Source organism: Microbacterium enclense (genome assembly GCF_001456955.1).
Taxonomy (GTDB): Bacteria; Actinomycetota; Actinomycetes; order Actinomycetales; family Microbacteriaceae; genus Microbacterium; species Microbacterium enclense.
In genome coordinates this window covers 113,746-140,179 of record NZ_KQ758474.1, presented here as the reverse complement: position 1 = coordinate 140,179, position 26,434 = coordinate 113,746, and the positions used below count along the sequence as shown (strand labels likewise).

Sequence of the window (26,434 nt, the reverse complement as noted above, 5' to 3'; positions counted from 1 at the left end):
CCTGCACACGCGACCCGTCTCGACGCGGGGGAGTGCCCGCCCCCGCAGCTCATGCCCGCACCCCCGCGGCCGGCAGCTCCACCGTGAAGCGCGCACCGCCCGACGCCGACCGCCCGACGGTGACCGAGCCGCCGCGCGTGCCCGCGATCCGGCGCACGAGGTCGAGTCCGACGCCGCGACCGGAGGCGGCCTTCGAGCTCACCCCGCGGTCGAAGATGCGCGCCGCATCGGCGGGCGCGACGCCCGGGCCGTCGTCGGCGACGTCGATCGTGAGCCGCTCGTCGCCGGCGAGCACGAGCACGTCGACGTGTCCCCCCTGTCCGGCGGCCTCGGCGGCGTTGCGCACGAGGTTGCCGATCACGGTCAGCGCGTCGTCGTCGACCACTCCGCGCGGCACGAGGCTCGCGGGGTCCACCCGCAGCCCGGCGTGCTCGGCCGACAGTCCCTCCAGCAGGGCGCGCAGCGCCGGGTCGTCGATGGGGAGTCCGGATGCCACCGGCGCGAGCCCGCCGATGTAGGTCAACGCGTCGCCGGTCTCGCCCTCGGCGACGAGCCCGCGGATGACGTGCAAGCGGGTGTGGAATTCGTGGGTCTGGTCGCGTAGCGCGCCCGAGATGCGCCGCTGCGTCTCGAGCTCGCGTGCGTCGGCCTCGAGCCGTCGCACGCGCCGACGCAGCGCCGCGGTCAGCAGACCGCTCAAGACGACGCCGAGCACGATGGAGCCGGCCACCCAGGGCAGCAACCCTCCGACGGCTTCGTCGTAGCTGCCCGAGATCTCGGATTCGAGCACGCCGACCGAGGCCGTCCCGATGACGGAGGCGTCGGCGGCGCGCACGGGCACCTTCGCGCGCAGGCTCGGCCCGATCGTGCCCGTCTCCGTGCCGAGGAACGTCTCTCCGCCGAGCACCGCCGTGGCATCCGTCGACACGCTCCGCCCCCGCTCGGCGGGGTTCGGGTGGGTGAGTCGGATGCCGCGGGCATCGGTCACCACGACGTAGTCGACTCCGGATGCCGCGGCCACGACGTCGGCGAGGGGCTGGAGCTCCGCGGTGGCGGCGTCGGTGTCGAGCAGCACGGCGCTCTGCACCTGGTCGAGCTCGACGAGGCTCGTCGCGACGTCGAGCACGCGTTCCTCGGTGGCCGCGCGGATGCTGCGCTCCTGCACCGACATCGCGACCAGCGTCGTGGCGAGCACGCACACGAGCACGACCGCGCACTGCAGCGCGAGCAGCACGGCGAGGCGCACACGCACGGGCCGGGTCGTCGACATGAGCACCTCCTCGTGCAGCATCACCGCGTGAGCGGATCGTCGTGAGCATCAAAGAGCGCAAAGGCTCCCGGACGCGCCATCGGGGGAAAGGCGCTGACAACCTAGCTTCTCATCCGGAAACGACGATGTCCCGGGAGAGGACGAGCATGCAGCCATCAACCAGACGGCGGACCATCGGAGCGATCGTGGGAGTCGTCGCTGCGGCGCTCTTCGTGACGGCCGGTCTCAGCGCCGCCGCGAACGGCGGTGTCGCCAACCCCCGTACGAAGCTGACGATCGTGGCCCCCGCGGCCCCGGGCGGCGGGTGGGACACCTTCGGGCGCGAAGCCCAGCAGGTCATGCGTGAAGAGGGCATCGCCGGCGCGGTGCAGGTGATGAACATCCCGGGCGCCGCGGGCACGATCGGCCTCGGCGCGGTCGCCGAGATGGGCGACCGGCACGACATCATGCTCGTCACCGGCGGCGTGATGGTGGGCGGCGTGATCGTCAATCGCTCGCCGGTCAGCCTCGAAGACGTGCGTCCCATCGTGCGTCTCGCCGACGACTTCAACGTGCTGGTCGTCCCGGGCGACTCGCCCTTCCAGACGCTCGACGACTTCATGCAGGCGTTCCTCGCCGACCCCGAGGGAACGGCGATCGCGGGCGGATCGCTGGGCGGAATCGACCACCTGCTCGCCGGCATGCTCGCCCAGCAGGGCGGCATCGACCCGCAGCGGGTCAATTACCTCGCCTACCCGGGCGGCGGCGAGGTCGTCACCTCGCTCCTGTCGCACACCACGCAGGCCGGCCTGTCGGGCTACAACGACTTCCGCGACCAGATCGAGTCGGGCAACCTCCGCGCCCTCGCGCTCTCCGCCGAGGAGCCGCTCGACGACGTCGACGTGCCGACCTTCCGCGAGCAGGGCGTCGACGTGGCGATGTCGAACTGGCGCGGGCTCGTGGCGCCCCCGGGCATCGACGACGAGGTGCACGCAGAACTCGTGGCCATGGCGTCCGAGATGCGTGAGACCGCAGCGTGGCAGGAGGTGCTCGCCCGCAACAGCTGGGAAGACAGCTTCCTGGCGGGCGACGAGTTCGCCGCCTATCTGTCGGAGGAGACGAAACGCACCACCGCGATCATGAAGGAGCTGGGCCTGTGACCGAACCGTCCACCCTCACCACGGGGTCGTTGCGCGTACAGCGCACGCCCCGGTGGTACACCGGCCGCAGCGAGCTGGTGGTCGTCGCCGGGGTCTTCGTCCTCGCTTCGTTCATGACGTACGGCACCGCCACCATGCAGGTGCCCGCCGACGTCGCCTTCCCCGGCCCGCAGTTCTTCCCGATGCTGGTCAGCGGCTTCCTCTGGCTCGCCGGGATCGGGCTGCTGATCGAGGTGCTGCGCACGAGCCGTCGTTCGCACGTCGCCGACGACCCCGTCGAGATCTCGAACGAGATGCTCGAAGACCTCGGAGCGATCGACGAGACCGGCGAGATCCGCGTCGTCTCACCCGAAGACGTCGCGTCGACGTCGGCGCCCGCGGCGATCGACTGGCGCACGCTCGGCATCACGGTGGCCGGTCTGGCCGCGTTCATCGTCGTGCTGCCCGTGCTCGGCTGGATCATCTCGGCAGCAGCCCTGTTCTGGGTCATCTCGTGGGCCTTCGGCAGCCGTCGGCCCCTGCTCGACATCGGCGTCAGCGTGATCGTGTCGTCGCTCGTACAGCTCGCGTTCGGGGCCGGGCTCGGGCTGTCGCTCCCCGCCGGCATCCTGGAAGGACTCTCGCCGTGGATCAGCTGATCAACCTCGCCGACGGATTCGCGGTCGCCTTCACGCCGCAGAACCTCCTCTTCCTCGTCATCGGCGCCGTGCTCGGCACCGCCGTGGGCGTGCTCCCCGGCCTCGGCTCGGCCATGGCCGTCGCCCTGCTGCTGCCGGTCACCTTCAGCCTGGATCCCACCGGCGCGTTCATCATGTTCGCCTCGATCTACTTCGGTGGGCTCTTCGGCGACTCCACCGCCGGCATCCTGTTGAACACCCCCGGCAACTCCTCGGCGATCGCGACGACGTTCGAGGGCCATCGCATGGCCAAGAGCGGTAGAGCCGCGAAGGCGCTGGGCACCTCGGCGATCGGGGCGTTCATCGGCGGCACGATCGCGTGCGTGCTGGTGGTGTTCTTCGCGCCGTACATCGTCGAACTCGCGAAGGTCTTCGGCCCCGCGGAGTACTTCGCGCTCGCGGTGTTCGCCTTCGTCGCGATCTCGGCCGTCGTCGCCGACTCGATCGTGCGCGGCCTCGTCGCCCTGGGACTCGGCTTCGCCCTCGCCCTCGTCGGCATCGACGGGATGACGGGAGCCGAGCGCTTCACGGGCGGCAGCCCCGTCTTCTTCGACGGCATCTCGATCATCGTCATCACCGTGGGCCTGCTCGCCATCGGCGAGGTGCTGCACGTCTCGGGACACATCCGTCGTGCCGGCGGACCCGGCAAGCTGGTGGCGCCCAGCGGCTCGCCGCTGCTGTCGAAGCGGGAGTGGCGTCAGGCGCTTCCGGCGTTCCTGCGCGGCACGGCTTTCGGCGTGCCGTTCGGCGCCATCCCCGTCGGCGGCTCGGAGGTGCCCACGTTCCTCGCGTACGGCACCGAGAAGCGCCTGGCGCGCCGCCGCGGTGACACCGACTTCGGTTCGCGCGGTGCGATCCAGGGCGTCGCCGCCCCCGAGGCCGCCGGCAACGCCACCGCGGGCTCCGCCATGGGCGCCCTGCTCGGCCTCGGCCTTCCCACCTCGGCCACGGCCGCGATGATGATCGCCGCGTTCCAGCAGTACGGGATGCAACCGGGGCCCCTGCTCTTCGAGCGCTCCGGCGACCTCGTCTGGCCGCTGCTGGCCAGCCTCTTCCTGGGTCTGATCATCCTGCTGATCATCAACCTGCCGTTCGCGGCGGTGTGGGCGAACCTGCTGCTGATCCCGCGCCACTACCTGTACGCGGGCATCACCGTCGTCGCCATGCTCGGTGTCTATGCGATCGCCTCGCGCGTGGTCGACCTCTGGCTCGCCCTCGCGATCGGCGTCGTGGGATTCGTCATGCGGCGCTTCTCGATCCCGCTCGCGCCGGTGCTGATCGCCGCGATCCTCGGGCCCATGGCCGAGACGCAGATGCGCCGCGCGCTCGCGGTGTCGGAGGGCGACCCGACGATCTTCGTCTCGTCACCGCTGACCGTGGTGCTCTACGCCCTGCTCGCGATCATCGTGACCGTGAGCGTGCTGCAGCACGCCCGCCACGCGCGCCGCGAGCGTCTCGAGGCCGCCGCCCGCCGTGACGCCCCGGTTCCCGCCGGGCGTCGCTGAGTCCGGCACCGCCGGCCCGGCTCCCGCCTCGCGCGCGGAGCCGGGCCTTCCGCGTTCCGACGCGGTCCGGGGAGGGATTGCGTGGGGCCGACCCGCACTCGCGTCGCGCCCTCTCACCCCCGCGGCTCCGGTACCGTCGAAGCATGCCTACCGCGAGCAGCAAAGACGACGAGGTCGACCTCCTCATCGACGCGTGGTCGCAGCTGCTGCCCGAGGTCGATCTCACGCCTCTCGATGTGATGTCGCGCCTGCGCCGCGCGGCGTTCCACCTGTCGAAGCTGCGCGCCAAGGCGTTCGCGAGCGCCGGCATCGCCGTGTGGGAGTTCGACGTGCTCGCCGTGCTCCGCCGCGCGGGCACCGAGCTGAGTGCCACGCGTCTGATCACGGCCACGATGATCGGCAGCGCCGCGATGACCAACCGCCTCGACAAGCTCGCCGAGCGCGGCCTCGTGCACCGTCGCCCGAATCCGTCCGACGGCCGGGCGATCCTCGTCGCGATCACCGCCGAGGGCATCGAACGCGTGGATGCCGCCATGACCGAGCTCGTGCGCCTCGAGGCCGAGGCCCTGCGCGACGTCAGCCGCGGCGATCAGGCCTTACTCGCGAGCGCCCTCCGCGTGCTCGCGGCCGGCGAGACGCACGAGGCGTGATCGACCTCGCCGCCACCCTCGCGCACCGTCCCGTCGTGCTCGACGGGGGACTCGGCACGCTGCTCGAAGCCCGCGGGAACGACGTCGCGAGCGACCTCTGGTCGGCGCGCGTCCTGCGCGACGATCCCGACGAGGTGCGCGCAGCCCACGCCGTCTTCGCCGACGCCGGAGCCGAGGTCGTGATCACCGCGTCGTACCAGCTCGGCTTCGGCGGACAGATCCCGGATGCCGAGCTCGAGGCGCTCCTGCGGCGCTCGGTGTCGCTCGCGCGCGAGGCCGCCGACGTCGTGGTCGCGGCATCCGTGGGCCCGATCGGGGCGCTGCGCGCCGACGGCAGCGAGTACACCGGTGACTACGGTCTCGGCGTCGACCAGCTCCGTCGCCTTCACCGCCGTCGACTGCACGTGCTCGCCGACGCCGGCGCCGACCTGCTCGCCGTCGAGACCATCCCCTCGCCGCTCGAGGTCGAGGCACTGGCCCTCGAACTCGCCGACATCGGCGTTCCCGCGTTCGTGAGCGTGTCGGCCGACAGCACCGGATTCGTCGCGCCCGGCTCCCGGGCCGATGCCCTGCGCGCCGCGGCATCCGTTCCGGCCGTGCTCGCGGTCGGCGTCAACTGCTGCGCGCCCGAGACGGTGTCGGCCGCTCTCGCCGAGGCGCCGGGCGTCCCGCTCGTCGCCTACCCGAACACGGGGGAGCGGTGGGATGCCGCGACCCGCACCTGGCACGGCGCCCCGGCCCCGCTGGCCGCCGCCGTGCCGCAGTGGGTCGATGCCGGCGTGCGTCTCGTCGGCGGCTGCTGCCGCTCGACCCCGGCCGACATCGCCGCTATCGCCGCAGCCCTCCGCTGACCCGCAGCGTTCCGCCTGGTCGCGGCGCACGACTCCTGCGCGTGACGCGTTCGCGCGCGGTCCCGCCTTCACCCGGTTCGTTCTGCCGGAGTCGTGCCGCCTCCGGTCAGTCGAAATCGGCCGCGACGGCGTTGCGGTGGTACTCGAAGATGATGCTCGTGCGGGTGGATGCCACGCTGTGCCGCGCCGAGAGGTGATCCACGACGAAGCGGCGCACGGCGGAGGAGTCGTCGACGGCGATGTGCACGAGGAAGTCGTCGGCCCCGCCGAGGAAGAACAGCTGGATGACGTCCGGATGCCGGCGCACGTCGTGCGCGAACGCGCGGATGCTCTCCTGGCGCTGACCCGGCCGCAGGGTCACGCCGACGATGGCCTGCAGGCCGCGCCCGAGTCGGCTCTGGTCGACGGCGGCGTGGAAGCCCGTGATCAGACCGCGGTCGATCAGTGCGCGCACGCGCGCGTGAGCGGTGGATGCCGCGACGCCCAGTGTCTCGGCCAGAGCGGCGTTCGTCATCCGGGCGTCGGCGGACAGCAGCTCGATGATGCGCGCGTCGAGGGGGTGCAGCTCTTCGTCGGCCATCGCAGATCCTTCGCTCATCGCGGGCCAGCGGGCCCCTGGCATCCGACGATAGCCGCCGAGAGAACGCAACAGGCGAAGAAGATTCGGCGAAACACCACGGAAACGTCCGTTTCTGCGATTCTCTCGGCAACGCTCATCCGCTCGAGGAGGAACCCATGCGCGTGTCCGTGCCGACCGAGATCAAGAACAACGAGAACCGCGTCGCGATGACGCCCGCGGGGGTCGACGCGCTCGTGCATCGGGGCCATGAGGTGTTCGTGCAGGCGGGCGCGGGCGAGGGCAGCGGATTCAGCGACGAGCAGTACCGGGCGGCCGGAGCCGAGATCGTCGCCACCGCCGACGAGACGTGGGCGCGGGCCGAACTGCTCGTCAAGGTCAAAGAACCCATCGCGCCCGAGTACGGCTTCCTTCGGCGCGACCTGACGCTCTTCACGTACCTGCACCTGGCCGCGGACCGGCCGCTGACCGACGCGCTGATGGCGGCGGGCACGACGGCGGTCGCCTACGAGACCGTGCAGACCGCCGACCGTGCACTGCCGCTCCTTGCGCCGATGAGCGAGGTCGCCGGGCGCCTGTCGATCATCGAGGGCGCCCATCATCTGCTTCGCGCGTCGGGCGGCCGGGGGCTGCTGCCCGGCGGCGTCCCCGGCACCCCGCGCGCCAAGGTCGTCGTCATCGGCGGCGGCGTCGCCGGGGAGCACGCGGCGGCGAATGCGCTGGGCCTCGGTGCCCGGGTGACGGTCGTCGACATCTCGCTGCCCAAGCTGCGCCAGCTCGAGGAGCGCTTCGGCGGTGCCATCGAGACGCGCGCCTCGACCCGTCTCGAGATCGCGGAGCAGCTCGCCGACGCCGACCTCGTCATCGGCTCGGTGCTCATCCCGGGTGCCGCCGCCCCGAAGCTCGTCACCGACGACATGGTCGCCGCGATGAAGCCCGGGTCGGTGCTCGTCGACATCGCGATCGACCAGGGCGGATGCTTCGAGGGCTCGCGGCCGACCACGCACGACGCGCCCACGTTCCGCGTGCACGACTCGCTGTACTACTGCGTCGCGAACATGCCCGGTGCGGTGCCGCACACCTCGACGCGCGCCCTGTCGAACGCCACCCTGCCCTACATCACGCGCATCGCCGACGCCGGCTGGGAGGCCGCGGCATCCGCTGACCCCGCCCTCGCGAAGGGCCTGAACGTGCACGCCGGCGTCGTCGTCAACGAGGGCGTCCGAGCCGCCTTCGACCTCTGACGACGAGCGAGCGGTCAGGGTCAGCCGCGCACCCAGGCGTAGGTGATCTCGGGGCGCCCCTGTCCGCCGTAGCGGGGCTCGCGGCGCACGCGGCCGACGTCGGCGAGGTGCTCGAGGTACCGCCGGGCGGTGACACGCGACATGCCTTCGCTCTCGCCCACCTCGGTCGACGAGACTGCTCCGGATGCCGTGCGCACACGCTCGGCCACCGCCTGCAGCGTCTCGTCGCTGAGCCCCTTGGGCATGGCGGGCGGCGCGACGGTGCGAAGCGACCCGAGCAGGGCGTCGACCTCGGACTGGGTCGCCTCTCCCTCGGCGCGGTCCAGACCCTCGACGTACGCGCGGTACGCCTCCAGGCGCTCGCGGAACGCCGAGAAGGCGAACGGCTTGATCAGGTACTGCACGACGCCGATCGAGACCGCGGCGCGCACGGTCGCGGCATCCCGCACCGCGGTGACGGCGATGATGTCGACGCGCGAGCCCATCGCGCGCACGCGCCGCGCGACGTCGAGGCCGGCGCCGTCGGGCATCGTCATGTCCAGCAGCACGAGATCGAACTCCCGGGCGGGGTCGGTCAGGGCGGTCAGCGCCGCCCGGGCGCCCGCGGCCTGCCCCGCCACCTCGAACCCCGGCACCCGCGACACGTAGGCGGAGTGCAGCTCGAGCGCGAGCGCGTCGTCGTCGACGACGAGCACCCGGATCACGCCGACACCACCACGGGCAGGAACACGCGCACCGTCGTCGGCTCGGACGCGAGCTGCAGCGTCCCTCCGCGTGCGGCGACGATGTCGCGCACGAGCGCGAGCCCCACCCCGCGTCCGCCCGGGGCGTGCGCGGGCTTCGTCGACGCGCCGTAGGCGAACGGGTCGGCGAGAGAGGAGTCGAAACCCTCGCCGCTGTCGGCGACCTCGAACACGGCGTCGCCCTCCTTCTCGCTGAGCGTCACGCGCACCCAGCGGGGCTCGCCGCCCGCGGCCGCGGCATCCAGCGCGTTGTCGACCAGGTTGCCGACGACCGTGACGGCCTCCGGGGGAGCCAACGCGATGCGCGGCGCGGGTTCGGCGACGTCGAGGTCGAGACGCACACCGCGCTCCGCGGCCTCGTCGAGCTTGCCGAGCAGCAGCGCGACGATGACGGCGTCGTCGTCATCCGACACCAGGCGGTCGGCGAGCTCCTGCCGGTCTTCGGTGGATGCCACGATGAGCCGCCGCGCCTCGTCGATCCGCCCGAGCTCGAGCAGCGCCAGCAGCGCGTGCAGGCGGTTGCCGTGCTCGTGCGTCTGCGAGCGCAGGGTGTCGCTGAGCGTGCGAACGCCCTCCAGCTCGCCCAGCAGGGCCTGCAGCTCGGAGCGGTCGCGGAGGGTCATGACGTGTCCGCGTTCGGGTGCCCGGCGCCCGGTGAGATCGCGCGCCTCCTCCTGGTTCACCAGCAGTACGCGCTCGCCGTTGACCACCGTCTCCTCGACCATGCGGCGCCCGCTCGCGATGGCGTCGGCCAGGGTGGCATCCATGTCCGCATCGTGCGGGTCGAGCGACACCTGCCCGGTGATGGCGGGCGGAAGGCCCAGCAGATCGGCGGCTTCGTCGTTGTAGAGCACGATGCGCCCGTCGCGGTCGGTGACGACGAGGCCCTCGCGCAGCGAGTGGAGCACCGTCTCGTAGCTCTCGACGAGACGCGACAGCTCACGCGGCGTGTACGAGCCGGTGACACGGCGGGCGCTGCGGCGCACGAACATGGCGCCGAGCACGCCGAAACCGACGATGGCGGCGGATGCCGCGACGATGAGGGGAACGCGGGCCGCGAGGTCCTGCTGCACGGCGCCGAGGGTCACGCCGACCGAGACGAGGCCCACGATGGGGCCGTCTTCGTCGCCGCCGTCGCGGATCGGGGCGATGGTGCGCACCGAGGGGCCCAGCGTCCCGACGTAGACCTCGGTGAACGTCTCGCCGGCGAGGGCCTCACCGCGCGAACCCTGGTACTGTTCGCCGATCTCCGAGCGGTTCCGGTGGGTGAGACGGATGCCGTCGGGCGTCATGATCGTGACGAACGACAGGTCGGCGTCGGGCAGGATCTGCTCGACCATGGGCTGCAGACGGTCCGAGTCGCGGGCGGCGACGAGGTCGGCGATCTCGGCTTCGTGCGCGAAGGTCTCGGCGACCGAGCGCGTCACCTTCTCGGCTTCGCGCTGACCGGAGTCGCTCAGCTGCACCGACAGCAGTGCCGCGAGGACCCCGGCGACGAGCACGACGACGCCGAGCGACACGAGGGCCAGGCGGCCGCCCACACTCAGTCGCATCCCGCGCCCTTTCTCGCCCATGCCGTGAACAATACGACCACAAATCGCCGTGGAGCTCGCTGTCGACCACAGTCGTCTCATCCACCGGCGGTCCGGCCGGCAGGAACGAGACATCTCACCCACCCGGCGATCCCGCCGGAATTAACAATGACGTTAGGAAGAGGGATAGACGCTGATGGCACTCTCACTCCGCACCACGCGCGACGGTCGGCCGCGTAAGAAGATCGACCGCAACCACTGGCTCTACATCTCGGTGATCATCGCCGTTCTCGGCGGTATCGTCGTGGGCCTCGTCGCTCCGGCGTTCGCGACGACGCTCGAGCCGATCGGCAAGGGCTTCGTCAGCCTGATCAAGATGATGATCGCCCCGGTCATCTTCTGCACGATCGTGGTCGGCATCGGCTCGATCGCCAAGGCCTCCACGGTCGGCAAGATCGGCGGCCTGGCGATGGTCTACTTCCTGATCATGTCGTCGTTCGCGCTGGTCATCGGCCTCATCGTCGGCAACATCATCCACCCCGGTGAGGGCCTGAACATCGCGGGCGCCACCTACGAGGCCGCGGCCGAGCCCACCACCACGCAGGACTTCATCCTGGGCATCATCCCGACCACCTTCTTCTCGGCCTTCACCGGCGGCAGCATCCTTCAGGTGCTCTTCATCGCCCTGCTGGTCGGCTTCGCCCTGCAGCGCATGGGCGAGCGCGGCGCGCAGATGGTCGACGCCATCCGCAACTTCCAGGTGCTCGTCTTCCGCATCCTCGGCATGATCCTCTGGCTCGCCCCGATCGGCGCGTTCGGTGCCATCGCCGCGGTCGTCGGCAAGACCGGCTTCGCGGCCGTGATCAGCCTCGGCATCCTGATGGGCGCGTTCTACCTCACGTGCTTCGTCTTCATCGTCGGCGTCCTCGGCACGCTGCTGTACGCCGTGACCCGCGTCAACATCTTCACGCTCATGAAGTACCTGGGCCGCGAGTACCTGCTCATCGTCGGCACCTCGTCGTCCGAGGCCGCGCTGCCGCGCCTCATCGCCAAGATGGAGCACCTGGGCGTCTCCAAGCCGGTCGTCGGCATCACCGTTCCGACCGGTTACTCCTTCAACCTCGACGGCACCGCCATCTACCTGACCATGGCCTCGCTGTTCATCGCCTCGGCCATGGGTGCGCCGATGTCGATCCCCGAGCAGATCGGCCTCATGGTCTTCATGATCATCGCTTCCAAGGGTGCGGCCGGTGTCACCGGTGCGGGCCTGGCGACCCTCGCCGGCGGCCTCTCGGCCTACCGTCCCGACCTGGTCAACGGCGTCGGCGTCATCGTCGGCATCGACCGCTTCATGTCCGAGGCCCGCGCCGTCACCAACTTCACCGGCAACGCCGTGGCCACCATGCTCATCGGCGCCTGGACCAAGGAGTACGACGGCCAGCGCGTCCGCGAGGTGCTCGCCGGCAACATCCCGTTCGACGAGAACCTGCTCACCGGCGACGACCACGGGTCGGTCAACAAGGCGGCGGATGCCAAGGAGCTCGCCTCGGCAGAGGTCGGCGCCGGACCCACCACCGTCGACACCGACACGCTCGACGCCTTCCGTGCCAAGGCGGAGGCGGAGGCGGCGGCTCGGAGCCGTTCGTGACCATCGCGCACACCCCGGCGGGGGCGGCTTCGGCCGCCCCCGCCCCCGCGCGTGTCGACCTCGCCCGCACGTGGATGCTGCGCTCGCCGCTGGCCGGTGGCCTCGAGACCGCAGCCGACGTGCTCGTGCTCGACCTCGAAGACGGTCTGCCCGCCGGGCGCAAGGCCGAGGGACGCGAGCGGGCCCGTCGCGCGGCCGCCGGGTCTCCGGTGTGGCTCCGCATCAGCGCCGCCGGAACCCGTGACGGCGAGCACGACCTCGCGCTCGGTCGCGAGCTCGACGACCGCCTCGCGGGGGTCGTGCTGGCGATGTGCGCCGGCCCCGACGACGTCGCCCACGTGGCGGCGTCCCTCCCGGGCGGCACCCCGATCGTGGCGATGGTGGAGTCCGCCGCGGCGCTTCTCGCCGCTCCCGCGATCGCCGCGCACCCGTCGACCCGCCGTCTCGCCTTCGGCACCGGCGACTTCCGCCGCGACACCGGCATGGCGGCCGACCGCATCGCCCTGTCGTGGCCGCGCGCGCAGCTCGTCGTCGCCTCGGCCGCGGCGGGTATCGCCGGACCCATCGACGGCCCGTGCGGTCCGATCGAGCAGGCCCGGGATGCCGCCCTCCACGCGGTCGCGATGGGCTTCACGGGCACGCTGGCGTTGCGGGATGCCGCCGTCGCCGGCGCTCACGCGGGTTTCACGCCCTCGCCCGCCGAGGTGGAGGCCGCGCGGTCGCTGCTGTCGCAGACGCCCGACGGTCCGGTCGACGGCTCGTACGCGCCGACGCTCGCCCGAGCGCGGGCTCTCGTCGAACGCGCGGAGGCGCTCGCCGCGCTCTGACACCGCGGGCTCAGCCACCTCGCCCGACAGGGCCGCGGTTCACCGCCGCCCGAACCACCGCCGCCGTCGCACCGGGGCTTCCACCGCGGCCGCTTCCTCACGCGCGCGGCGCCGGGCGGCCCACGCGGCCACCTCGGCATCCACGTCCACCGTCGGCGTCACCACCGGCGGCCCGCCGAGCAGCTGTCGCCGCGCCTCGATCACCCGGCGGTTGAAGTCCTGCACCGCTTCCCGCACCTCGGGCTCGCGCGCGATGGCATCCAGGCGCTCCGCAAGCTCGGCGTGCTCGACGCGCAGGGTGAGGGCCGGCGGACCGAGTCCGGTGAGCTTCTCGGTCTCGATCTTGCGCCGGATCCACCAGTCGGGATCGTGCGACGACCCCAGGTCGGGCAATGGCTTGCCGGCTCCCGGCAGGTCGTCGAACTCCCCGCGGCGGATCGCCTGCTGGATCGCCGTCTCGACGAACGCGGCGCGTTCCGCGGCGGTGGATCCGCGGGCGGGCGTCGAGCGCGCCTCGGGCGCCGCGTCCTCGCGCGCCGCTTCGTCCGGCGCGGGCTCGAGGCCCGCCGCCCGCAGCTCACGGTCGAGCCGGTAGCGTTCGGCCGACTGCCGGGGATCCTCGTTCACGCCGCCTCCCGCTCCAGCCTCCGCAAACGCTGGCGCGCCATGTCCTGGGCGCGCGGGCCCGAGCCGAGCGCTCGTTCGGTGATGCGCAGGACGACGCGGGTGAGCGTGAGCACGGGCAGCGGCCACCGCCGCACCCCCAGCATCCTGCGGTATCGGCGCGGGATGGTGGCCACCGCGGCCGCGAACAGCACGCGGTACGCCACGCCCATCGCGCCGGGGAACGGCGGTCGGCGCAAGAACCGCACCACGTCGTCGACGCGCTCGCCGCCGCGCAGTTCGCCGCGCTCGAAGAACCCGTCGATCTCGCCGCGGAGCGCCGCACGGGTGAGGGGCGGGTCCACCACCCGCATGAGGCGACCGGCCGTCGCCCAATCGGCGACATAGGCGTCGGCGCCGCCGGGGATGGGCAGGCGAGACACCTCGTGCCCGGCGAGGAAGGCATCGGTGAAGGCGAGGTGCACCCACCGCACCAGGTCGGCCGCCTCCGCCGTGTAGGTCCGCTCCGACCCGTCGCCGGCCCGGTACTCGCCCTTCACGCGCTGGTGGAAGCGTCCGACGCGTCGAGTCTCGGCATCCGCCTGCGTCTTCGAGCCGTAGGTCAGCGTGATGACCCAGCGCACCGTGCCGGTGAGGCGTCCGATGGGGTCTTCGCGGTAGCGCGACCAGTCGTGCACGCCCGCGAGCGCTCCCGGGTGCAGCGCCTGCAGGAGCAGGGCCCGGATGCCGGCCACCAGCGTCCCCATTCCGGCGTGCACCGTCCACGCGGGGCCGTTCTCGGCGAAGTAGCCGGCGTCGTCGCCCTCGGCGATGTCGCGCACGTAGGGGGCCATGCCCGTGGGATCGCCCGCGAGGGCGGTGAGGATCTTGCCTCGCAATGACGAGATCCAACCCGGGACGGGGGAGGAGGGGACGTCTGTCACCCTTCCAGCGTGCCACCGTCCGGGCGGCCGGGCGCCGGAGGTACCTCGCTCGTGGAGGTCTTGCGGACGAGATCAGTGCCCGTCGTGGGTGATGACGGGCAGGGTCCCGTCGTCGCGCAGCAGGACCGCGTTCTGCGTGGCGCCGAGAGCGGGCGTGACCACGACGGCGATGACGGCGGCGGCCACGAGGAGTCCGATGACGCTCATCGGCTGCGCCGACCGGTCGGGCGCTTCCGCGCGTCGCATCCGTCGCACGTGCGCGGCGGCGGTGGCGCCGACGACGACGAGGAGGAGGGATGCCGCGGCGGCACCCATGATGCTGGTGTGCGCGGGGTCTGCGAAGACGAGGGCGCCGGTCAGCACGAGAGTCACGAGCGAGCCGCCGAGGATCGTCCGCGGCAGCACGAAGCGGCCGGTGGCCAGCGCGGCACCGCCCCACAGGAGAAGGGCGAGGCCGAGCGCCACCGCTCCGGTTCCGAGGCCGATGGTGACGGCCTCGGAACCGGGGCGGACGATCGCGCCCGCACCGAGGGCGACGGCGATCAGGCCGGCCCCCCATGCGGACACGGAGGGCCACGACCGCGTGAAGGTCGCGGCGGTCACCTCACACCGCCGAGGTGCGGGGAATGCTGCGCTCGGTGCCGAGGCCGACACCCAGCAGCACGACGGCGCTGCCGAGGTGCAGGAAGTGGTCGGGCACGTTGAGCGCGAGGATGTTCGCCGGACCCATGAGGAAGAAGCCGACGATGCCGAGCAGCAGGTAGACGGCGCCGACGGTCGTGTTGACGCCCTTCGCGGCGCGCGCGTTGGCCAGACCGGCGACGAGCAGTGCGCCACCGATCAGGAGGTGCGCGATGTTGTGCAGCGGGTTGACCTCGAAGATGCCGAGCAGCAGACCGCCCTCGTTCGAGATGAAACCGACACCGCCGGTGACGGCGAAGCCGAGCAGGCCGACGAGCAGGTAGACAGCGCCGAAGACGGTGGCCACGAGTCGATTGGGTGATGAGCTCATGATGAACCTCCCAGTGTGTTGGCAGCGACCGTCCGGCCGCCTTTCCACATCTTCGGAGACAATCCCGCGTTCGGATTGGGCTTTGCGCATCGCCGGATCCATCCGGTAGAACCCGACCACGACGTGGTGCCACGGCATCCGGATCACGCCCGTCGGCGAGCGGACCCCGGAAACGACAGAAGGCCCCCGAGTACTCTCCGAGGCCCTCCGCAACGAGGGTGACGCTACGGGGCCGCCCATTCGGATCGAGGGGGCTTGCGCTTCATCCGATGTTCACCTATCGGTCCCCGCAGGAGCGACCGGTCATCAGGCCGCGCGGCTCCGCTCGGCTCTGCGTTGTGCGGCCGCCGCGCTGCGCCGGGCCCGCACCGCGTACTCGCGGATGAGGCGGGTGGCGTCGGGCGACGCGGCCGCCGCGCTGATCGCGCGTGCCTCCGCGTCGAGGTGGCGGCGGAACTCCTGGGGATCGGCCCCGCGGAAGAGGGCGCGGGATGCCGCCATGTGCCCCTGCGGGCGCGCGGCGAGCCGGGTCGCCAGCGTCTGCACCGCGTCGTCGAAGTGCGCCGACGGCACGATCTCGTGCACGAGTCCGACGTCGCGGGCGCCGTCGGCGTTCAACCGCAGACCGACCGCGCTCATCGCCCGGGCGCGAGAGGCGCCGATGACTCGCGGCAGGAGGTACGACGCACCACTGTCGGGGCTCAGCCCGATCGCCTCGTACGCCGTCAGGAAGAGAGCCCGCTCGGAGGCGACGACGACGTCCGCGCAGAGCGCCAGGCCGAGCCCCCCTCCCGCAGCGACACCGTCGACGGCCGCGATGATGACGGCGTCGAGATCGGCGAGGTCGGCGAGTGCGCCGTGAAACGTCGTGGCCAACTCGTAGACGAAGGCGCCGATATCGTCGGCCGCGGCCATGTCGACCACATCGCCGCCCGTGCTGAAGGTGCCGCCCGCCCCGGTGACGACGACCACGCGCGAGCCGGCCGCCGCGATCGTTCCGACGATCTCGGCCAGCGCGCGAGCGAGATCGAGGGTGATCGCGTTGCCGTCGTCGGGACGGTTCAGGGTCACGCGAGCGACACCATCTGTCATCGAAAGCTGAACCGGTCCGGTCATCGTCATCGCCACTCGTCAGTGCGAACCCCGCGGGCGACCCCTGCCCCCGCATCGCCGCTGCATCTTGTTCGGAGCGTACGCTGCGGGGGATTGGCCTCCGGCGCTCTTGACGCGTGGGGATGAGTGACCCGGGCGGGCGGCTCTGCCACAATGACGCGCATGCGCTTCGACACGACTCTCTCGCAGACGGGCAACAACACCGGTATCGAGGTGCCGCCCGAGGTCATCGACGAGCTCGGCGGCGGCAAGCGTCCCGCCGTGGTGGTCGACGTCAACGGCTACGTCTACGCCAGCACCATCGGGGTGATGGGCGGACGTTTCCTCATCCCCTTCTCGTCCGACAAGCGCGCCGCGACGGGACTGTCGGGAGGGGACGCCATCACCGTCACCCTCACGCTCGACACCACGCCGCGAACGGTAGAGGTTCCCGACGATCTGGCCGCGGCGTTGGCCGCGGCGGGTGTCCGGGCGTCGTTCGACGCGTTGTCGCCGAGCGCCCGCAAGGCGCACGTGACCAGCGTGCAATCCGCCAAGGCCGCCGACACCCGCGCGCGCCGGATCACCGCGGTCGTCGACAAACTGTCCTGAGGGTCGTGCCCCGCGGGCGATAGCCTGGGACGGGAGGTTCCGTGGGGCGCACGAATGAGGCCATCGCCGAGGGGCTGTCTATTGCGACAGCGGCGGCGCGTCTTGCCGTGCGCAACCGCATCCTCGTCCAGACCATCGCGCGGGGCGGGCAGTTCGACGGTGAGGTGTTCGCCGAGTACGCGCGCAAGACGCTCAACTCCCTCGCCGACGAGCAAGACCAGGCGGCCGAGCGGGTGACGCACCAGCGCAAGCGCGCCTGGGGGCGTTTCTCCGACTCCTCCGGCACCCACGATTACCGCGACCGTGACACCCGGAACCTCCGCCGCCGCGCGAAGCAGTCGCGCGGGGTGGCGAAAGAGCTGCGCGCATTCGCCGACGATCCCCAGCGCGTGGCGGGACTCGTCACCGATGCACGGATCGCCGCGTGGGGCGATGTCGAGGCCAACCTCAGCCAGCGTCTCGACGTCGAGGGCATGACGGCCGACGCCGACCCCGAATACGCCCAGATGCGCAAGGCCCGCATGGACGCACTGCGCATGGTCGATCTAGCCCGCCTCGCCTCGCAGGCGAAACGACGGGCGAAAGAGAGGGCCGCCGTCGAGGAGTCGACGCCCGACCAGCCGGCCGCAGACGGCGACAAGGCCGAGAAGAGCAAGAAGAAGAAGACCGCCGCGCGCTGACCCGCCATCGCCCCGCGGCGCGATACTCTCGGCCGCGAACGGAAGGTGGATGCCATGACGGAGCGACGATTCGGCCGGAAGGCGCGGGTGCCGCGTCCGGGTTATGCGCTGGTCTCGGTGAGCGCACGCGACGCGAACGGCTTCGTGCACCACTACGACGAGATCGAAGCGCCCCTGGGCTCGCTGCGCGAGTCGCTCGCGATCCTGCACCTGCACTCGTCGGAGACGGATGCCGCGCACCGCGGCGAGGAGGCGGCCTCGAGCTGACCCGCCGCTGCGGTGCGTCTTTTCTGGCGTGAGGTGCCGAGAATAGTCGCTCGAACGGCGTCCGCGGCGACAATTCTCGGCGACTCACGCGCGGAGACCCACGCCCGGATACGGAAAAAGCCCCGGCCGGAGTTTCCTCACGGCCGGGGCTTGTCACTGTCTCAACACAGTGTGCGCCCGAAGGGACTCGAACCCCTAACCTTCTGATCCGTAGTCAGATGCTCTATCCATTGAGCTACGGGCGCAGGACCTCCGCGCGATACGGCGCGCAGGCCGTGGTCCAGCATAGCCGGGACCCCGGGAGACGTCTAATCGGCCCCCAACGCGATGCATCCCGGGCGTGGCGCGGAGGTGTCTGTCCGGTGTCGGAACGGCGACGTACGCTGGCGGGATGAGCGCATACACCTCCGCGTTCGAGCTGTTCTCCATCGGGATCGGACCCTCGAGCTCCCACACCGTCGGCCCCATGAAGGCCGCTGTCGATTTCGTCACGAGACTGCGGGGCGACGGCGCCCTCGATCGCGTGGCGTCCGTCTCGTGCGCCCTCTACGGCTCGCTGGGCGCCACGGGCATCGGTCACGGAACACCGGATGCCGTCGTCGCGGGCCTCCAGGGCCTCGACCCCGAGACGGTGGATCCGGATGCCGTGCGGCGGGCGTGGTCGGACTGGCCCGAGGGTCGGATGCTCGAGCTCGCCGGCTCGCACGAGATCTCGTTCGCGAAGGCCGACATCTCGCTCGAGCCCCGAACGCGGCTGCCGGGCCACCCCAACGCCATGACGCTCATCGCGCGCGACGCCGACGGCGCGGTGATCGCCGACGACACGTATTATTCGATCGGCGGGGGCTTCATCCGTCGTGACGGCGAGCCGCCGCGCGTGGCGTCCGCACAGATGCCGCTCGCCTTCGACGATGCGGCCACGCTCATCGCCCTCTGCGACGAGCGCGGCATCACGATCGCCGAGGCGGCGCGGCTCAACGAGGCCGCGCTGCGCTCCGATGAAGAGATCGCCGCGGGCCTCGACCGCATCTGGGACGCGATGGCGGCCTGCGTCAACGCCGGACTCGAGAACGACGGCGTGCTCCCCGGCATCCTGAAGGTGAAGCGGCGGGCCGCCGTGATCCGGGGGCAGCTCGACGCGATCGCGGCCGAGGGCCACCGCGAGCTGCCGGGGGAGTGGCTCGGCGCGTTCGCCCTGGCGGTGAACGAAGAGAACGCGGCCGGCGGGCGCGTGGTGACGGCGCCGACGAACGGGGCGGCGGGCATCCTTCCGGCCGTGGCGATGTACTGGTGGCGCTTCCTCGCCGACTCCGGACTGGGGGTGGGCAATGCGGTGACGCCGCACGGCGAGCTCGTCGGGAGCGCCCTCCTCGGATATGACGGCCACGCCGTCACACGCACCGAGGTATCGGCGTGGGACGACGATGACGTCGCCGAGGCGAACCGCCGCCGTGGCATCCGTCGATTCCTGCTCACGGCGACGGCGCTCGGCTCGCTGTTCAAGGCCAACGCGTCGATCTCGGGCGCCGAGGGCGGCTGCCAGGCCGAGGTGGGATCGGCGTGCGCGATGGCGGCCGGTGGACTGACGGCCGTCATGGGAGGCACGAACCGGCAGATCGAGAACGCCGCCGAGATCGCGATGGAACACCACCTCGGGCTCACGTGCGACCCCGTCGGGGGTCTCGTGCAGATCCCGTGCATCGAGCGCAACGCCATCGCCGCGTCGACGGCCGTGACCGCGGCCCGACTCGCCCTGCGCGGTGACGGCAGTCACTACGTGTCGCTCGACGCGGTCGTCGAGACGATGCGGCAGACGGGCATTGACATGTCGACGAAGTACAAGGAGACGAGCGAGGGCGGCCTCGCGGTCAACGTCATCGAGTGCTGAGGGGGCGGCCACCGCCGTGTCGAGCAGAGGGGGCTGAGCCCGTCGAAGCCTCCCGGTATGACGGGGCAAGAAGAGAGGGGGCTGAGCCCGTCGAAGCCTCCGTGCCCGGCTCAAACGACACGCGGCGCCCGAGAGGCGAACCCGAGCGGCCGCAGCGCGTCAGGCCCCGCCGCGCAGCTTCGCGGTGAGAGCGTGCAGTTGAGCGAGCTCGTCGTTGTCGAGGCGGGCCATGCGCTGGGCGATCGATCGTCCGTGCGATGCGGCGATGCGGCGGAACACGACAGCGCCGTTCTCGGTGGCGGTGACGAGCGAGCCGCGGCCGTCTTCCGGGTCGGCGCACTTGGTCAGCAGCCCTCGCGTGACCATGCGTTCGACCAGCCGCGAGACGCTCGGCTGGCTGATCAGCATGTTGCCCGTGACGTCGCGCAGACGGGCGGTCATCTGCGGCGCGCGGGTGACCGTCAGGAGCACGTCGTACTCGGCCTGCGTCAGGTCGGTGCCGTCGAAGTCGCTGCGGATGTCTTCGAACACCTCGTGCTGCGCGCGGAAGAGGCTCTCCCAGGCCTGCACAGCGAGGCGTCGATCGGTCATCCCTTCAGCGTAGAGCCGACGGGGCTCGTTCCGCCGCGGTGTTCCGCGGCGCGGCGCGGGTGAGATATGGGTGTTCGCGCCGACAGAGTAAGGGCCGGTCGGAGAGGCTTCCGACCGGCCCTTGTCCCTGCACCAAGAGTGTCCTGCAATCACATGTCGGCAGCTGCCACAGCAAAACAACTACCGTGCGAGCACTCTATAACGGTGGGGTAACGGAAGGGAAGAGTCCGTCGTTACATTCTCGTGATGAATTTTCGCGCGGTCCTCTGCGGGTTCCGTCCCGCCCTACGGGTCACCGACCCCGCACGTGGTTCCACTGTGTGATGACCTCGGTTCCATGCTCGAACCCGAGCTCGCTCACCGCCGACGTGCCGAGCACGAAGTAGCGGCCGCCGGCGGCGGTGAGACCGAGCCACGTACCGGCGAGGGCGCGCAGGAAGTGCCCGTGCGAGAAGAGCAGGATCTGTTCGCCGTCGCGCACCCGCGGGCGGAGCTCGTCGAGCAGGGACTCGGCCCGCGCGGTGACGGCGGCGACATCCTCGCCCGGCGTATCGCCCGCGGGCGTGCCGTCCCACACCGTCCACGGGTGGCCGAGGCGCTGGATGATCTCGGGCGTCGTCAAGCCCTCGTAGGCGCCGTAGTCCCATTCGACCAGTCGCGGTTCGGGCCGCGCGTCGGGGTAACCCGCGCGGGCGGCGGTCTCGACCGCGCGCTGCAGAGGACTGGTGAGCACGAGGTCGTAGCGACGCATCGCCAGCAGGGTGCCGGCGAGTTCGGCCTTGTACGCGCCCGTCTCGGTCAGGGGGATGTCGGTCAGGCCCGTGTGCCGTCCGTTCCGGCTCCACTGCGTCTCGCCGTGGCGCACGAGTACGATGCGGCCGTCGGGTTCGGTGAGTTCCGCGTCCTTCACCCGTCCATCCTCGCCCTGTCGCCGCCGGGGCGCCAGGCGCCGAGCCGTGCCCCGCCGCCCTCGCGGTCGCGGCGCGGGACCGAGGGCCAGGTGTCGAGCGGCATCCCGCGTCAGACGAAGACGGGCCGGTCGGAGATCCCGACCGGCCCGATCCTGCACCAGAGTGTCCTGCAATCACATGCCGGTAGCTGCCACAGCAAAACAACTACCGTGACTGCACTCTATAACGGTGAGGTAACGGAGGGGAAGAGGTCTCCGTGATCTTTCCGTTATTCATATGTTTCCCAGGGTCGGGAGCGCTGGCGACGGCGACGAGCGCTCACCCGCTCGTCTGACCCAGGCTGCGACGTGGAGGATGTCGTGAGGGAATCGGGCGACGACGGACGCCAGCTCCGGCGACACGTGATGCACGAGCACCTGACTGCGGAAGCGACCCTCGTCGTCCCAGCCGATACCGAATGCGTAGGGCTCCGGCGCGGTCTCGATGGCCGCGCTCTCCGCCTCGTTCACCTGGTCGAGGGTCCACGCGCTCGGAACGACGTGCAGGCACGGCCCCAGCAGGGGTTCCAGGGCGTCCCGCACGGCAGCGACATCGACGGCGGACGCGAGCCCGAACCACCCCCGCGGTCCCCGCGCCGCGAGAAAGGCGACGAGAGCGTCGCCGCGGAGTGCGTCGCAGGCCTCGAGCACGTCGCCGCGCAGGATCTCCGACCGCGTCGGAACGGCGCCCACCTCGGGAAAACTCATCTTGTCGAGTCGGGCATAGCTCTCGACGCCCCGGCCGCCCTCGGCGACGGTCGCGTCCACGACCGCTTCACCCGTCCACACGCCACGGACGGTGACCATCCCGCTGGGCTGCGGGCCGGCCAGGCCCGAGACGGGCAGGGCGAAAGCATCCGTCTCACCGACGAGCTCGCCGTAGAGTCCCTCGCCGCGCAGGAGGAGTCGATGCGACGACCCCTCCTCGACGAGCACTCCCGCGGCAACGACCCGATCGCCCGCCACCACCGGTTCGATGTTCGAGTCCCGCATCGGTTCTCCCTCGCCCTCTCGGCATCGACCGCGCCCGCAGGATCAGCCTGGCACGACCCGTCCCGAACGCGCCGAGGAACATCGCACGCACGGACGGAAGCGTGTCCGAGCCCCATCGGCGCCTGGGAGGATGGATGCCGTGACCCCCGACATCCGCCTGGTCGCCGTCGACATGGACGGCACGCTCCTCGACGGTGACGGCAACGTCCCCGAGCCGCTGTGGGAGATGCTCCCGCGGCTCGCCGAACGGGGTGTGTCCTTCGTCCCGGCATCCGGGCGCCAGCTCGCCACCCTGCGGGCCACGTTCGGCGAGGCGGCGAATGCCATGACCTTCATCGCCGAGAACGGCGCCTACGTCGTGCGGGCCGGTGTGGAGGTGGCATCCGACGCCCTCGAACCGGAGGTCGTCGCACGTGCGGTGCGCCACCTGAGGTCGTTGGCCGCGGAGGGGTACGACCTGGGCGTCGTGGTGTGCGGCAAGCGCTCCGCCTACATCGAGCGCACCGACGAGGCGTTCCGGCTCGAGGCGTCGACCTACTACGCCGCGCTCGAGGCGGTCGACGACGTGCTCGCGATCGACGACGACGTGCTGAAAATCGCCGTGTACGACTTCGCCGTCGCCGAAGACAGCGTCGGGCGCGCGCTCGACGACATCGCGCGGACGCACCGCGTCGTCGTGTCGGGGCGGCACTGGGTCGACATCATGAACCCGGGCGTCGACAAGGGCGTGGCGCTCCGCCGCCTGCAGGACGCGCTCGAGGTCACCCCCGCGCAGACCGCGGCGTTCGGCGACTACCTCAACGACCTCGAGATGCTGGATGCCGCGCACTGGTCGTACGCGATGGCCAACGCCCACCCCGAGGTCGCCGCCCGCGCCCGCCATCGGGCGCCGTCGAACACCGAGCACGGCGCGCTGACCGCGCTCGAGACGCTGCTCGCCGAAGCGTAGACGCAGACACGACGACCGGATGCCGTCGGCATCCATTACTCTGACCTGCGTCGCCCGGACGCCTCGATGGCTCCGGGCTCGATCGTGATTGCGAGACCCCATGACTCGACCCGCTGCCTCGTCCATCGACGGAGCGCCCGCCCCGCGCACCCTCCGGCGGGCGATGGATGCCAGGCACCTCGTCATGATCGCGCTCGGCGGCGTGATCGGGTCGGGTCTGTTCCTCAGTTCGGGGTACACGATCCACCAGGCCGGACCCCTGGGCGCGGTGCTTGCCTACCTGCTCGGCGCGTTCGTGGTGTGGCTCGTCATGGTGTGCCTCGGCGAGCTCGCCGTCGTCTACCCCGTCTCGGGCTCGATCCACATCTACGCGGCCCGCACGATGGGGCCCGCGACCGGCTTCGCGACGGCGTGGCTGTACTGGCTGTGCTGGGTCGTGGCGCTCGGGTCGGAGTTCACGGCATCCGGGATCCTCATGCAGAGGTGGTTCCCGAACGTCGAGGTGTGGGTGTGGTGCATCGTCTTCGCGGGCGTGCTGTTCACGTTGAACGCCATCTCGGCCCGCGTGTTCGGCGAGACGGAGTTCTGGTTCGCGCTCATCAAGGTGGTCGCGATCGTCGCCCTCATCGTGCTGGGGACGATGGCGATCTTCGGCTTCACGCCGCTGTCGCCCGAGCCGCATCAGGCGGTGGGACTCACCAACTTCGCGACCCCCGACGGGCTGCTCCCGGCGGGCCTCGGCGGGGTGCTCATCACCTCCCTCGCCGTCTTCTACGCCTTCAGCGGCGCGGAGCTGGTGGGTGTCGCGGCCGGCGAGACGAAGGATCCGGGCAAGAACATCCCGCGCGCGCTGCGCTCGACCGTGCTGCGCCTGCTCGTGCTCTTCGTCGGGTCGATCATCGTGATCGCCGCGCTTCTGCCGTACGAGCAGGCGGGGCTCAGCTCCAGCCCGTTCGTCGACGTCTTCGAGTACGTGGGCGTGCCCTACGCCGCCGACGTCATGAACTTCGTCGTCATCACCGCCCTGCTCTCCGTCGGCAACAGCGGCCTGTACTCGTGCGCGCGCATGCTCTTCTCGCTGGCCGAGGAGGGATACGCGCCCCGCGCCTTCACGAAGCTCACCCGCCGCGGCATCCCTATGCTCGCCCTGCTGGTCAGTCTCGCAATCGGTCTCGTCTCGCTGATCACGAGCGTCGTCGCCGCCGAGACGGTGTACCTCGTGCTCGTCTCGATCGCCGGCTTCGCGGCCGTCGCGGTGTGGATGGCGATCGTCGCCGCCCAGTTCTTCCACCGGCGACAGTTCCTACGCGGCGGCGGCGATCCGTCGACCCTCGCCTTCCGCACGCCGTTCTACCCGCTCGTGCCGATCCTGGCGTTCGTGCTGCTGACCGCGTCGATCGTCGCCATCGCGTTCGACCCGAATCAGGCGCCGGCGCTGTACTTCGGCATCCCGTTCGTCGCGCTCTGCTACCTCGCCTTCTGGCTGCTGTACGGGCGCAAGGGCATCACGCCCGTCCACCGCGACGAGGAGGCACCCGTCGACTGACGCTGTACGCGTCGTCCATCCGGGCGGTATCGGCCCTCCAGAACGGCGGATGCCACGGGACTCACGACCGCAGTACGGTCGCGGGACCACGAGCCCGCGGAGGACACATGCAGTCGGTCGACACCATCGTCGTGGGTGCGGGCGTGGCGGGCCTCGCCGCCGCCCGCCTGCTCGCCCGGGCTGGACGCCGAGTCGTGGTGCTCGAGGCGCGATACCGCATCGGCGGCCGGGTCTTCACCGACCGCACGGGCGGGCACGTCACCGACCGCGGCGCCTCGTGGATTCACGGGATCACCGGCAGCCCCGTGGCGTCGGCGGCACGCGCGTTCGGCATGCCCATGGTGGAGTTCACCGTCGGCGGGTATCAGCCCGACAGTCGGCCGCTGGCGTATTTCGATGCCGCAGGGCACCGGCTCGACGCGGTCGCGGTGCAGCAGTACGCCGACGACGTCCGCGCGCTGAACCGCGCGCTGGTGGGGATCATCGCGGGGGCGCCGGCCGACGCCACTTACGCCGATGTCGTCGCCCGGGCCCTCTCGATGCAGGACTGGGATGCCGAGCGGAAGGAACGCGTGCGCGAGTACAACGACCGCCGCGCCCAGGAGCAGTACGGCATCGGCATGGACGGCCTCGGCGCACACGGTCTCGACGACGACACGGTCGACGGTGACGAGGTCGTCTTCCCGCGCGGCTACGACGAACTCGCGCAGCACCTCGCCGAAGAGCTCGATGTGCGCCTCGCGCACGTCGTGTCGGCCGTGCGCTGGTCGGCATCCGGGGTCGAGATCGAGAGTGACCGGGGGACTTTCGGGGCGCGCGAGGCGGTCATCACCGTCCCCGTCGGCGTGCTGCACGGCGACGATTTCGTGATCGAACCCTCGCTGCCGGCCGCGCATCGACGTGCCCTCGGGCTGCTCCGTATGAACGCGTTCGAGAAGGTCGTGCTGCGCTTCGCCGAGCGGTTCTGGGATGCCGGGGTGTACGGCATCCGTCAGCTCGGCGACGAGGGGGAGTGGTGGCACTCCTGGTACGACCTCGGGCGCCTGCACGACGAGCACGCCCTGCTCACGTTCGCCGCCGGCCCGGCCGCCGTGGCCACGCGCACCTGGAGCGATGCCGAGATCGTGGCATCCACTCTCGCGCAGCTTCGCCGGATCTACGGCGATACGGTGCCCGACCCCACCAGCGCGGTCGTGACCCGGTGGCAGGACGACCCGTTCTCTCGCGGGTCGTACGCCTACATGCTGCCCGGCTCGGTCGGCGCCGACCACGACGTGCTCGCCGAACCCGTGGGCGGCGTGCTGCACCTGGCCGGCGAGGCGACGTGGGGCGACGACCCGGCGACGGTACCCGGCGCGATGCTGTCGGGCCACCGTGCGGCCCAGAACGTGCTGGGCCGCGAGATCGCGGTGACCGACCTCTGGACGTAGCCGCCCTTCCCGCCGGCCCCGCGCCGGCCGCCCCCGCCCCGCCGCGCCCCCGCCGCGCCGCGCCCCGCCCCACCCGGCCGCTGACTTGCGCCGTGTGTTCGCGGCGGTGCGTTGTGCGCGAGCACACGGCGCAAGTCATCGGGGTTGGGCTGTTTCGGCGATGGGCTGGCTGTTGACTTGCGCCGTGTGTTCGCGGCGGCGCACTCGAAGCGGGC

Annotated in this window: 27 protein-coding genes and 1 tRNA gene; 15 read left to right on the top strand and 13 right to left on the bottom strand. The window is 71.4% G+C overall.

Features of this window, described 5'->3' with window-relative positions; genetic code table 11:
- Positions 1–49: 49 nt before the first annotated feature.
- A complete protein-coding gene (locus AS029_RS14975) occupies positions 50–1,270 on the bottom strand; it encodes an ATP-binding protein (RefSeq protein WP_058233426.1) in 1,221 nt (406 codons plus the stop codon).
- Between the two features lie 185 nt (positions 1,271–1,455).
- Between AS029_RS14975 and AS029_RS14970 the strand changes: the two genes are divergently transcribed.
- The 5 genes from AS029_RS14970 (at position 1,456) to mmuM (ending at position 6,092) form a co-directional block, all read left to right on the top strand.
- Positions 1,456–2,409 carry a Bug family tripartite tricarboxylate transporter substrate binding protein gene (locus AS029_RS14970; RefSeq protein ID WP_228375961.1) on the top strand — a complete coding sequence of 318 codons (954 nt, stop codon included), beginning with the start codon at positions 1,456–1,458 and terminating at the stop codon, positions 2,407–2,409.
- Positions 2,406–3,047, top strand: a complete 642-nt coding sequence (locus AS029_RS14965) for a tripartite tricarboxylate transporter TctB family protein (RefSeq protein ID WP_058233392.1) — start codon at positions 2,406–2,408, stop codon at positions 3,045–3,047. Before AS029_RS14970 ends, AS029_RS14965 begins: the two co-directional genes overlap by 4 nt.
- The gene (locus AS029_RS14960; RefSeq protein ID WP_058233391.1) at positions 3,035–4,591 is read left to right on the top strand and encodes a tripartite tricarboxylate transporter permease; all 1,557 of its coding nucleotides are present in this window, start codon (positions 3,035–3,037) and stop codon (positions 4,589–4,591) included. The genes AS029_RS14965 and AS029_RS14960 overlap by 13 nt, the downstream gene beginning before the upstream one ends.
- Before the next feature lie 143 nt (positions 4,592–4,734).
- Positions 4,735–5,241, top strand: a complete 507-nt coding sequence (locus AS029_RS14955; RefSeq protein WP_058233390.1) for a MarR family winged helix-turn-helix transcriptional regulator — start codon at positions 4,735–4,737, stop codon at positions 5,239–5,241.
- Complete coding sequence (gene mmuM, locus AS029_RS14950) at positions 5,238–6,092, top strand: homocysteine S-methyltransferase (RefSeq protein ID WP_058233389.1); 855 nt, start codon at positions 5,238–5,240, stop codon at positions 6,090–6,092. Before AS029_RS14955 ends, mmuM begins: the two co-directional genes overlap by 4 nt.
- A 106-nt stretch (positions 6,093–6,198) precedes the next feature.
- On the opposite strand, the gene AS029_RS14945 is transcribed toward mmuM, so the two are convergent.
- A complete protein-coding gene (locus AS029_RS14945) occupies positions 6,199–6,672 on the bottom strand; it encodes an Lrp/AsnC family transcriptional regulator (RefSeq protein WP_082642329.1) in 474 nt (157 codons plus the stop codon).
- Between the two features lie 155 nt (positions 6,673–6,827).
- Between AS029_RS14945 and ald the strand changes: the two genes are divergently transcribed.
- Positions 6,828–7,913: an alanine dehydrogenase gene (gene ald, locus AS029_RS14940; RefSeq protein ID WP_058233387.1), complete on the top strand. Its 1,086-nt coding sequence runs from the start codon at positions 6,828–6,830 to the stop codon at positions 7,911–7,913.
- A gap of 20 nt (positions 7,914–7,933) precedes the next feature.
- Here ald and AS029_RS14935 read toward each other — a convergent pair whose 3' ends face one another.
- Positions 7,934–8,617: a response regulator gene (locus AS029_RS14935; RefSeq protein WP_058233386.1), complete on the bottom strand. Its 684-nt coding sequence runs from the start codon at positions 8,615–8,617 to the stop codon at positions 7,934–7,936.
- The gene (locus AS029_RS14930; protein ID WP_167345286.1) at positions 8,614–10,230 is read right to left on the bottom strand and encodes a sensor histidine kinase; all 1,617 of its coding nucleotides are present in this window, start codon (positions 10,228–10,230) and stop codon (positions 8,614–8,616) included. Before AS029_RS14930 ends, AS029_RS14935 begins: the two co-directional genes overlap by 4 nt.
- Before the next feature lie 154 nt (positions 10,231–10,384).
- Here AS029_RS14930 and AS029_RS14925 point away from each other — a divergent pair, with 154 nt between their 5' ends.
- Entirely contained in the window at positions 10,385–11,836 is a 1,452-nt protein-coding gene (locus AS029_RS14925) for a cation:dicarboxylate symporter family transporter (protein ID WP_058233384.1), read from the top strand.
- Positions 11,833–12,663, top strand: coding sequence for an HpcH/HpaI aldolase/citrate lyase family protein (locus AS029_RS14920; protein WP_082642327.1), 831 nt, complete (start codon positions 11,833–11,835; stop codon positions 12,661–12,663). Before AS029_RS14925 ends, AS029_RS14920 begins: the two co-directional genes overlap by 4 nt.
- A gap of 39 nt (positions 12,664–12,702) precedes the next feature.
- On the opposite strand, the gene AS029_RS14915 is transcribed toward AS029_RS14920, so the two are convergent.
- From AS029_RS14915 to AS029_RS14895, 5 genes are all read right to left on the bottom strand, one after another.
- On the bottom strand, positions 12,703–13,290 hold the full coding sequence (locus tag AS029_RS14915) for a DnaJ family domain-containing protein (protein WP_058233383.1): 588 nt from the start codon (positions 13,288–13,290) through the stop codon (positions 12,703–12,705).
- Positions 13,287–14,210 (bottom strand): oxygenase MpaB family protein, encoded by a 924-nt coding sequence (locus tag AS029_RS14910; RefSeq protein ID WP_058233382.1) that lies wholly within the window; start codon positions 14,208–14,210, stop codon positions 13,287–13,289. Before AS029_RS14910 ends, AS029_RS14915 begins: the two co-directional genes overlap by 4 nt.
- Before the next feature lie 72 nt (positions 14,211–14,282).
- Entirely contained in the window at positions 14,283–14,777 is a 495-nt protein-coding gene (locus AS029_RS14905; protein ID WP_139168143.1) for a hypothetical protein, read from the bottom strand.
- Between the two features lie 37 nt (positions 14,778–14,814).
- Entirely contained in the window at positions 14,815–15,222 is a 408-nt protein-coding gene (locus tag AS029_RS14900; RefSeq protein ID WP_058233380.1) for a DUF4383 domain-containing protein, read from the bottom strand.
- Between the two features lie 306 nt (positions 15,223–15,528).
- Positions 15,529–16,314, bottom strand: coding sequence for an enoyl-CoA hydratase/isomerase family protein (locus AS029_RS14895; protein WP_228375963.1), 786 nt, complete (start codon positions 16,312–16,314; stop codon positions 15,529–15,531).
- Between the two features lie 183 nt (positions 16,315–16,497).
- Here AS029_RS14895 and AS029_RS14890 point away from each other — a divergent pair, with 183 nt between their 5' ends.
- From AS029_RS14890 to AS029_RS14880, 3 genes are read left to right on the top strand one after another with little or no spacing between them, the layout of a single operon-like run.
- Positions 16,498–16,926: a YdeI/OmpD-associated family protein gene (locus AS029_RS14890; protein WP_058233424.1), complete on the top strand. Its 429-nt coding sequence runs from the start codon at positions 16,498–16,500 to the stop codon at positions 16,924–16,926.
- 41 nt (positions 16,927–16,967) lie between these two features.
- A complete protein-coding gene (locus AS029_RS14885) occupies positions 16,968–17,606 on the top strand; it encodes a hypothetical protein (RefSeq protein ID WP_058233378.1) in 639 nt (212 codons plus the stop codon).
- Positions 17,607–17,660: 54 nt separating this feature from the next.
- Positions 17,661–17,873 (top strand): hypothetical protein, encoded by a 213-nt coding sequence (locus AS029_RS14880; protein ID WP_058233377.1) that lies wholly within the window; start codon positions 17,661–17,663, stop codon positions 17,871–17,873.
- Positions 17,874–18,045: 172 nt separating this feature from the next.
- Here the strand turns inward: AS029_RS14880 and AS029_RS14875 are convergent.
- A tRNA-Arg gene (locus tag AS029_RS14875) sits at positions 18,046–18,118 on the bottom strand.
- A 146-nt stretch (positions 18,119–18,264) separates the two neighbouring features.
- Between AS029_RS14875 and AS029_RS14870 the strand changes: the two genes are divergently transcribed.
- On the top strand, positions 18,265–19,761 hold the full coding sequence (locus tag AS029_RS14870; protein WP_058233376.1) for an L-serine ammonia-lyase, iron-sulfur-dependent, subunit alpha: 1,497 nt from the start codon (positions 18,265–18,267) through the stop codon (positions 19,759–19,761).
- A 159-nt stretch (positions 19,762–19,920) separates the two neighbouring features.
- On the opposite strand, the gene AS029_RS14865 is transcribed toward AS029_RS14870, so the two are convergent.
- The 3 genes from AS029_RS14865 to AS029_RS14855 all read right to left on the bottom strand — a co-directional run bounded on the left by AS029_RS14865 (position 19,921) and on the right by AS029_RS14855 (position 22,294).
- Positions 19,921–20,352: a MarR family winged helix-turn-helix transcriptional regulator gene (locus AS029_RS14865; RefSeq protein WP_058233375.1), complete on the bottom strand. Its 432-nt coding sequence runs from the start codon at positions 20,350–20,352 to the stop codon at positions 19,921–19,923.
- Positions 20,353–20,644: 292 nt separating this feature from the next.
- Positions 20,645–21,262, bottom strand: coding sequence for a histidine phosphatase family protein (locus AS029_RS14860; protein ID WP_058233374.1), 618 nt, complete (start codon positions 21,260–21,262; stop codon positions 20,645–20,647).
- Between the two features lie 273 nt (positions 21,263–21,535).
- Positions 21,536–22,294 (bottom strand): hypothetical protein, encoded by a 759-nt coding sequence (locus tag AS029_RS14855; protein WP_058233373.1) that lies wholly within the window; start codon positions 22,292–22,294, stop codon positions 21,536–21,538.
- Positions 22,295–22,424: 130 nt separating this feature from the next.
- Between AS029_RS14855 and AS029_RS14850 the strand changes: the two genes are divergently transcribed.
- The 3 genes from AS029_RS14850 (at position 22,425) to AS029_RS14840 (ending at position 26,219) form a co-directional block, all read left to right on the top strand.
- Positions 22,425–23,243 (top strand): Cof-type HAD-IIB family hydrolase, encoded by an 819-nt coding sequence (locus AS029_RS14850; RefSeq protein WP_058233372.1) that lies wholly within the window; start codon positions 22,425–22,427, stop codon positions 23,241–23,243.
- 100 nt (positions 23,244–23,343) lie between these two features.
- Complete coding sequence (locus tag AS029_RS14845; RefSeq protein ID WP_058233371.1) at positions 23,344–24,789, top strand: amino acid permease; 1,446 nt, start codon at positions 23,344–23,346, stop codon at positions 24,787–24,789.
- Between the two features lie 107 nt (positions 24,790–24,896).
- Positions 24,897–26,219, top strand: coding sequence for a flavin monoamine oxidase family protein (locus AS029_RS14840; RefSeq protein ID WP_058233370.1), 1,323 nt, complete (start codon positions 24,897–24,899; stop codon positions 26,217–26,219).
- The last annotated feature ends 215 nt before the right edge of the window (positions 26,220–26,434 follow it).

Coding starts and splice junctions, on each gene's coding strand:
- AS029_RS14975 (WP_058233426.1), bottom strand. CDS start 1,270: ATGTCGACGACCCGGCCCGTGCGTGTGCGCCTCGCCGTGCTGCTCGCG.
- AS029_RS14955 (WP_058233390.1), top strand. CDS start 4,735: ATGCCTACCGCGAGCAGCAAAGACGACGAGGTCGACCTCCTCATCGAC.
- AS029_RS14945 (WP_082642329.1), bottom strand. CDS start 6,672: ATGGCCGACGAAGAGCTGCACCCCCTCGACGCGCGCATCATCGAGCTG.
- ald (WP_058233387.1), top strand. CDS start 6,828: ATGCGCGTGTCCGTGCCGACCGAGATCAAGAACAACGAGAACCGCGTC.
- AS029_RS14930 (WP_167345286.1), bottom strand. CDS start 10,230: ATGGGCGAGAAAGGGCGCGGGATGCGACTGAGTGTGGGCGGCCGCCTG.
- AS029_RS14925 (WP_058233384.1), top strand. CDS start 10,385: ATGGCACTCTCACTCCGCACCACGCGCGACGGTCGGCCGCGTAAGAAG.
- AS029_RS14900 (WP_058233380.1), bottom strand. CDS start 15,222: ATGAGCTCATCACCCAATCGACTCGTGGCCACCGTCTTCGGCGCTGTC.
- AS029_RS14895 (WP_228375963.1), bottom strand. CDS start 16,314: ATGACAGATGGTGTCGCTCGCGTGACCCTGAACCGTCCCGACGACGGC.
- AS029_RS14890 (WP_058233424.1), top strand. CDS start 16,498: ATGCGCTTCGACACGACTCTCTCGCAGACGGGCAACAACACCGGTATC.
- AS029_RS14880 (WP_058233377.1), top strand. CDS start 17,661: ATGACGGAGCGACGATTCGGCCGGAAGGCGCGGGTGCCGCGTCCGGGT.
- AS029_RS14870 (WP_058233376.1), top strand. CDS start 18,265: ATGAGCGCATACACCTCCGCGTTCGAGCTGTTCTCCATCGGGATCGGA.
- AS029_RS14865 (WP_058233375.1), bottom strand. CDS start 20,352: ATGACCGATCGACGCCTCGCTGTGCAGGCCTGGGAGAGCCTCTTCCGC.
- AS029_RS14855 (WP_058233373.1), bottom strand. CDS start 22,294: ATGCGGGACTCGAACATCGAACCGGTGGTGGCGGGCGATCGGGTCGTT.
- AS029_RS14850 (WP_058233372.1), top strand. CDS start 22,425: ATGGATGCCGTGACCCCCGACATCCGCCTGGTCGCCGTCGACATGGAC.
- AS029_RS14845 (WP_058233371.1), top strand. CDS start 23,344: ATGACTCGACCCGCTGCCTCGTCCATCGACGGAGCGCCCGCCCCGCGC.
- AS029_RS14840 (WP_058233370.1), top strand. CDS start 24,897: ATGCAGTCGGTCGACACCATCGTCGTGGGTGCGGGCGTGGCGGGCCTC.